5 protein-coding genes, 1 tRNA gene and 1 pseudogene are annotated in these 6,592 nt (G+C 74.2%); 2 read left to right on the top strand and 5 right to left on the bottom strand.

Going from position 1 to position 6,592, the window contains the following annotated elements:
- Positions 1-45: 45 nt before the first annotated feature.
- The 5 genes from ABQ292_RS10675 to orn all read right to left on the bottom strand — a co-directional run bounded on the left by ABQ292_RS10675 (position 46) and on the right by orn (position 4,344).
- A complete protein-coding gene (locus tag ABQ292_RS10675) occupies positions 46-783 on the bottom strand; it encodes an acetoacetate decarboxylase (RefSeq protein WP_369206053.1) in 738 nt (245 codons plus the stop codon).
- The gene (locus ABQ292_RS10680) at positions 783-1,724 is read right to left on the bottom strand and encodes a 3-hydroxyacyl-CoA dehydrogenase NAD-binding domain-containing protein (protein WP_369206056.1); all 942 of its coding nucleotides are present in this window, start codon (positions 1,722-1,724) and stop codon (positions 783-785) included. The genes ABQ292_RS10675 and ABQ292_RS10680 overlap by 1 nt, the downstream gene beginning before the upstream one ends.
- Positions 1,725-1,821: 97 nt before the next feature.
- Positions 1,822-3,447: a peptide chain release factor 3 gene (locus ABQ292_RS10685; protein ID WP_369206058.1), complete on the bottom strand. Its 1,626-nt coding sequence runs from the start codon at positions 3,445-3,447 to the stop codon at positions 1,822-1,824.
- Between the two features lie 72 nt (positions 3,448-3,519).
- Positions 3,520-3,595 (bottom strand) — tRNA-His (locus tag ABQ292_RS10690).
- A gap of 59 nt (positions 3,596-3,654) precedes the next feature.
- On the bottom strand, positions 3,655-4,344 hold the full coding sequence (orn, locus tag ABQ292_RS10695) for an oligoribonuclease (RefSeq protein WP_369206060.1): 690 nt from the start codon (positions 4,342-4,344) through the stop codon (positions 3,655-3,657).
- Between the two features lie 166 nt (positions 4,345-4,510).
- Between orn and ABQ292_RS10700 the strand changes: the two genes are divergently transcribed.
- Positions 4,511-5,737, top strand: a complete 1,227-nt coding sequence (locus ABQ292_RS10700; protein ID WP_369206061.1) for a hypothetical protein — start codon at positions 4,511-4,513, stop codon at positions 5,735-5,737.
- Between the two features lie 130 nt (positions 5,738-5,867).
- Positions 5,868-6,592 (top strand): annotated as a pseudogene (locus tag ABQ292_RS10705) (hypothetical protein); the annotation flags it as partial.

Raw genomic sequence — 6,592 nt, forward strand, 5'->3', positions numbered from 1 at the left:
TCCTCCCGTCCGCTGCGTCCCGTGGCGCCGACGGCCGGCGTCCGGTCAGTCCTGCAGGTAGTCGAAGACGAGGCTCGCCCGGCCCAGCGTGAGGTCGGTCAGGACGTGGCTGGCCGAGACGACCTCCCGCACCGGCAGGTCTGCCAGCGGCGCGAGCGCGTGCTCGAACAGCTGCAGCCGCGCCGGCCCGGTCCAGGCGCCGCGGACGGTGATGTCGGTGATCTGGCTGCGCACCAGTTCCAGGATCCGCGGTCGCCGGTCGTAGCCGGGCAGCACCTTCAGCCCGAAGGTGGGCCGGCCGATCTCGGCGATCGCGTCCTCGTCGCTCATCGGCGCGTGCTTGTAGCCCATGGTCGCGGTGGCCACCCGCAGCGTCCCGTAGTCCAGGGTGCCGACGAGGGTGTCGGAGTCGACGTAGAGGCTCGGCGTGCCCGCCTTCTTCGGGAAGGCGCTGATCTCCCGGCCGCTGGCGATCGAGGCCAGGCTGTCGACGTACATGGCGTGCAGGTAGTCGGCGCTCTCGCCCTCGTACTCGACCTGCAGCACCTGCCCGGACTCGGTGAACGACCCCAGGCCGGTGACGTCGGGCATCCGCATGACCTCGAACTTGACCAGCGGGTCGGCGACCGTCAGCGGCTCGGGCACCACGCGCCGCACCGCCTCGGCGTCGGTCCGGTACAGGATGTTGAGGTACTCGCGGCCGGTGAAGCGGTACCGCCCCGCTGGGTAGGCGGGCGCGCCGAGTGGCGTCGTCGACTGCCGGCGGACCTCCTCGACGTCCATCAGCCCTCCCCGCCCCGGGCGGTGTCGCGCGCCTCGATGACCGCGAGCTGGGCTCGGTCGCGGTCGTCGGTCAGCTGCTCGTAGCCGCGCCCGGTGAACCGCTCCTCCACCTGGCTGCTGATCAGCTCGACGGTCGCCTCGTCGAGCTCGGGCTGCTCGACGACCTTCCAGCGCCGCGCCATCCCCGGGCCGAGGTGCTCGAGGAAGTGCCGCATGCCGCCGGGCCCGCCGCCGAGGTGGAAGCTCTCGAACGGACCGGCCGTCGCCCAGCGGATGCCGATCGACTCGGTGACGATCTCGTCGAGCTCCGCGGCGCTGACGACGCCCTGGGACACCAGCCACACGCACTCGCGGAACAGCGTCGACTGCAGCCGGTTGGCGACGAACCCGCCGATCTCCCTGTGCAGGACGACGGGCTTCTTGCCGACGGAGCGGTAGAAGGCGACCGCCCTCTCGACCGCCCACGGCGCGGTCCGCTCGCCGGGCACCACCTCGACCAGCGGCAGCACCTCGGGCGGGTTGAACGGGTGGCCGACCACCAGCCGCTCCGCGGTGCGCATCTCCCGTGCCAGGTCGCTGGGCATGAGCGCCGACGTCGACGAGGCGATCAGCGCCCGCTCGGGGGCGGCGGCCTCGATCCGGGCGAACAGCTCCCGCTTGAGCGGCAGCCGCTCGGGGGCGTTCTCCTGGACGACGTCGGCGCCGGCGACGGCGGCCTCGACGTCCCCGACCACCTCGATGCGCGCCAGCAGGTCCGCCGGGTCCCCGGCCTGCGGCTGCAGCCGGGTGTGGTGGCGGACCGCCGCCTCGACCTCGGGGCCGGTGCCGGGCCGCGGGTCCTGCACGCGCACGTTGTGGCCGTGCGCGGCGAACAGCGCCGCCCACGACAGCCCGATGGTCCCGGCTCCGATGACCGCGACGGTGCCCTGACTCCGGTCCACGTGCGCCCCCGGTGCGCTCGTCCGATCCCCGGCTGCATCGGAACACATCCGGTCGCCGGACGCGACCCAGGTCACACCGGGGTTCGGTGGGGCGGCGTCAGCCGAGCTGCGCGGCGACCAGGGGCTCGAGGGTCAGCCCGGGCTTGCCGTTGCGCACCACGCCCATGACCCACTTGGTGGTGAAGAGCGCGAGGAGCTCGCCGTCGCTGCGCTGCACCACCTCGGTGCCGGTGGTGGCGGTGATGCCCGCGACCGAGGCCTCGTCGGTGCGCATCGCGAGGGTGTAGGGGAGCGGCTCGAGCCGCACCGGGGCGTGGAACTCGTGCTCCATGCGGTGGGTGGCCACCTCGAACTGCATCGGCCCCACGACGGCGAAGACCGGTGCCTGCTCGCCGCGCCGGTCCGAGCGCAGCACCTGCACGACGCCCTCGGACTCCAGCTGCTCGATCCCGCGGCGGAACTGCTTGTGCTTGGCCGTCTCGAGGCTCCGGACGACGGCGAAGTGCTCGGGCGCGAAGGTGGTCAGCGGCGGGAAGGCGACCGGGCGCCCGGCGTACAGCGTGTCGCCGACGTGCAGCGCCGAGGCGTTGACCAGCCCGACGACGTCACCGGGGTAGGCGACGTCGATGCTCTCGCGCTCGCGCCCGAAGACGTGCTGGGCGTACTTCGTCGCGAACGGACGGCCGGTGGGCCCGTGGGTGACCACCATGCCGCGCTCGAACACCCCGGAGCAGATCCGGATGTAGGCCAGCCGGTCGCGGTGGGCGGCGTCCATGCCCGACTGCACCTTGAAGACGAACGCGCTGAACGGCGCGTCGACCGGACGGGGAGTCCCGTCGGTGTCGGGCCGGCCGGCCGGTGCGGGGGCCAGGTCGACGAGGACGTCGAGCAGCGCGCCGACGCCGAAGTTGGAGATCGCCGAGGCGAACAGTACCGGCGTGGTCACACCGGAGAGGAACAGGTCCTGGTCGTGCTCCCCCGAGGTCGCGGCCAGCAGGTCGGCCTCCTCGCACGCCCGGGCCCAGGCGTCGGGCTCGCGGGCGGCGGCCTCGGCGGGGGAGAGCAGCTCCTCGGGAGCGACCGTGGCACCTCCCGCCGTCCGGGTGTACCGCCGGTAGCCGCCGTCGCGCCGGTCGAGCACGCCGCGGAAGTCGCCCGCGATCCCCACCGGCCAGGTGAGCGGTGTCGGCGTGAGCCCGGTCCGCTCGGCGACCTCGTCCATCAGCGCCAGGGCGTCCCTGCCGGGGCGGTCCCACTTGTTGACCACGGTGACCACCGGGATGCCGCGGTGCCGGCAGACGGCGAACAGCTTCATCGTCTGCGTCTCGAGCCCCTTCGCGGCGTCGACGAGCATGACCGCGGCGTCGACGGCGGTGAGCACCCGGTAGGTGTCCTCGGAGAAGTCGGCGTGCCCGGGGGTGTCGAGGAGGTTCACCACGGTGTCGCGGTAGGAGAACTGCAGCGCGGCCGAGGTGATCGAGATCCCGCGGGCCTTCTCCATGTCCATCCAGTCCGACACCGTGCCGCGCCGCCCGGCCTTGCCGTGCACCGCGCCGGCCTGGCCGATCACCCGGGCGTGCAGGGCCAGCGCCTCGGTGAGCGTCGACTTGCCGGCGTCGGGGTGGCTGATGACGGCGAACGTCCGCCGGCGCGCGGCCTCGGCGACCACGTCGGCCGGCGTCGGGCCCGTGCCGTCCGGGCGGGTCGGGGCGGTCGTGGTCATCGGTCCATCTCCCTGGGTGGTGCGTGGAACGCAGAGGCCCCGGTCGGGCGAACCGACCGGGGCCTCTCTCCGTGGGGTGAGTGACGGGGCTCGAACCCGCGACACCCAGGATCACAACCTGGTGCTCTACCAGCTGAGCTACACCCACCGCGTGCACTTCCCGGGGCCTGCGGCGCCGGGGAGCAGCGAGAACGATACCCGAGCCGGTCAGCTCCCCGACGCCGCCGGGGGTGTGCCGTCCGCCGCCTCGTCCGGGGCGCTGGCGTCGGCGGCGGCGAGGACGTCGGCGAAGGACGTCGAGACCTCTCCGGCGGCGCGCTGCGCCTGCGACGTCGAGGGCCCGGGCGCGTCGACGAACAGCGTCCGCCGGTAGTAGGCCAGCTCGCGGATGCTCTCGACGATGTCGGCCAGCGCCCGGTGCGCCAGGCCCTTCGGCGGCTGGGCGAAGTAGACCCGCGGGAACCAGCGGCGGGCCAGCTCCTTCACCGAGCTGACGTCGACCATCCGGTAGTGCAGGTGGTCGTCGAGCTCGGGCATGTCCCGGGCGAGGAAGCCGCGGTCGGTGGCGATCGAGTTGCCGCACAGCGGAGCGGTGCGCCGCTCGGGCACCCACCGCTTGACGTAGGCGAGCACCTGCTGCTCGGCCTCGGCGACGGTGAGCGTCGAGGCGCGCACCGCATCGGTCAGCCCGGACTTCGCGTGCATCTCGACGACGACGTCGGCCATGCCCTCGAGGTCGGCGTCCTCGGCCGAGATCACCAGGTCCAGGCCCGGGTCGAGCACCCGCAGCTCGGAGTCGGTCACGACCACGGCGACCTCGATCAGCTTGTCCCTCACGAGGTCCAGCCCGGTCATCTCGCAGTCGATCCAGACCAGGTGCCCGCCGGTGTCCGCCACGACGCCCGACCCTACGTCGCGCCCGTCGCGGAGTCCCGTTCGTCCCGGCCGCCACGCGTGTCCGCCTCGTACCGCAGCAGCCACACCGGCGCCACTCAAGGGTCGGAATCGGCTCCTCCCGCCGTTAGGCTCGGCCTCTCCCGTCCCGCACCCCTGGAGTCCCCCCGTGCCCCACCCCGCCGCCTCCGCCGCGCCTGCCCGAGCGGTGCCCCCGGCGCCGGGCTCGCTGGCCGCCGGGCTCCGGCACCCCGTCGCGCTGCTCCGCTGGCTCTGGCTGGCCTACATGACGCCGGGTCACCCCGGCCGGCCGACCGGCCAGGCCGAGCTGCGCTGGATCTACACCGCCTGGCTCGGGGCCTTCCTGCTCAAGATGCTGGGCTCGTCGTGGGACGTCTCCTGGCACTTCCGGTGGCTGCGCGACGACCTGGCGCCCCCGCACCTGCTCAACTCGGCGGGGACGGCCGTCGTCGTCGCGCTGGTGGTGTTCCACAGCTACAGCGGCCACGGCGTCGACCGGCGGGCGCTGCACCTCATGCAGTGGGGGATCGGCACCTTCCTGATCGCCATCCCGATCGACATCCTCAACCACCGGATCAACGGGCTGGACATCACCAGCTGGAGCCCCAGCCACGCGCTGCTCTACATCGGGACGGCGATCATGCTCGCCGGGGCGATCCGCGGCTGGTGGCTCTACGCCGCCCCGGGCCGCACCCGCGACCTGGTCGCGCTGGGGCTGTGGCTGTTCTTCGTCGAGAACGTGGTCTTCCCCGACCAGCACCAGGAGTACGGCGTGCTGTCGCTGCGCGCCTACGAGGCCGGAGCGACGACGGCCGAGCCGCAGCTGCTCGACTTCGCCGCCGCGCAGGGGCAGACCCCCACGATGTTCATGCTCCCGGTGCCCTCCTGGGTGCACCCGGCGTGGCTCGTCTGCGCCGGCCTGCTGTCCCTGGTCGTCGCGCGGAAGGTCGTCGGCCTGCGGTGGGCGGCGTCGGTCGTCGTCGGCACCTACCTCGCCTACCGGGCCGTGGTGTGGCTCGGCCTGGTCGCGCTGGACTTCCCGCCGTCGGTGCTGCCGTTCGTGCTGCTGGTCGGCGCGGTGTGCGTCGACCTGGCGGTCACCCACCGGCTGCCCGGCTGGACGGCCGCGCCCGCCACCGTGGCCGCGGTCTACGCCGCCGCCGGGGTGCAGGACGCCGCCGGCCTGCTGCCGCCCTGGGACTTCTCCTGGTGGTCCATCGGCCTCGTCCTCGTCGGCTTCACCGCCCTGTGGACGGCGGTGGACCTGGTCGCCCGCAGCTCCTCGTTCGACGCCTGGCGTCGTCCCGTCGAGCCGGGCCGCTCCGCCGACGTCCTCGCCGCCGCGCCCCCCGGTGGCGGCGCGTCGTCGCGTTGAGGAGCCGGACCGCCCCGTCACATGACGTAGCGTCGGGCGCGGCCGCCCCGGCGTGCCCCGCGGGTCCGACGACCGCCCCTGCGCGCCCCCGGCGCCTGCCCACCGCACCCGACCCGTTCCGGAGGACGACGTGCTGGCCCTGACCCCGGTGCCGCTGCAGACGGCAGGGGAGCGCGCGCTCTTCGCCGAGCTGACCCGATGGGACCGCGGCGGCACCGTCCGCGGCGCCGTCGTCGCGTCGATCCCCGTCGTCGACGGGCCGATGGAGCGGCGGGTCTCCGACGCCGTCCTCTTCGTCCCCGAGGGCCTGGCCGTCGTGCGCATCGTCGAGGTGGTGCGCCAGAGCGGCGTGGTCACCGCCGCCCCCGAGGGCTCCTGGACCATCGGCCCCGGCGCCGGCCCCGGCGAGGTGCTCCAGCTGGCCGGGGGCGGGTCCTCACCGCTCGACGGGCTGATGCGCGCCGGCATGGACGCCGCCGTCCGGCTGCGCCGCGCCGGTCTGGAGCCGGGCCGGATCGCCCGGCTCACCGTCCTCGTCGGCGACCTCACCGGACTGGTGCCGGCCGACGGCGACCTCGGCGAGGGTGACCAGGTGGCGCTGCTGGAGCCCCGCTCGCTGCTGCTGGGCATCGCCCGCGCGGCCCGCTACGCCGGCGTGGACAACCCGCGGCTGTGGACCACGGCCGACGTCCGCGCCGCGCTGACCGCACTCGGTCTGCCGGGCCGCGGCCCCTCGGTCGAGGAGCTCAACGGCGAGGGCTTCCCCTACTCGCCCTACGTCCTGCGCAAGCGCGAGCTGCTGGCACCGGCGGCCATGGCCGCGAGCCCCGCGCTGGGTGCTCCCGCCGCCGTCCC

The organism is Geodermatophilus maliterrae (assembly GCF_041018925.1).
GTDB lineage: Bacteria > Actinomycetota > Actinomycetes > Mycobacteriales > Geodermatophilaceae > Geodermatophilus > Geodermatophilus maliterrae.

What these genes read in the sequence shown, in the direction of transcription:
- ABQ292_RS10675 (WP_369206053.1), bottom strand. Translation starts at nt 783, where the DNA reads ATGGACGTCGAGGAGGTCCGCCGGCAGTCGACGACGCCACTCGGCGCG.
- ABQ292_RS10685 (WP_369206058.1), bottom strand. Translation starts at nt 3,447, where the DNA reads ATGACCACGACCGCCCCGACCCGCCCGGACGGCACGGGCCCGACGCCG.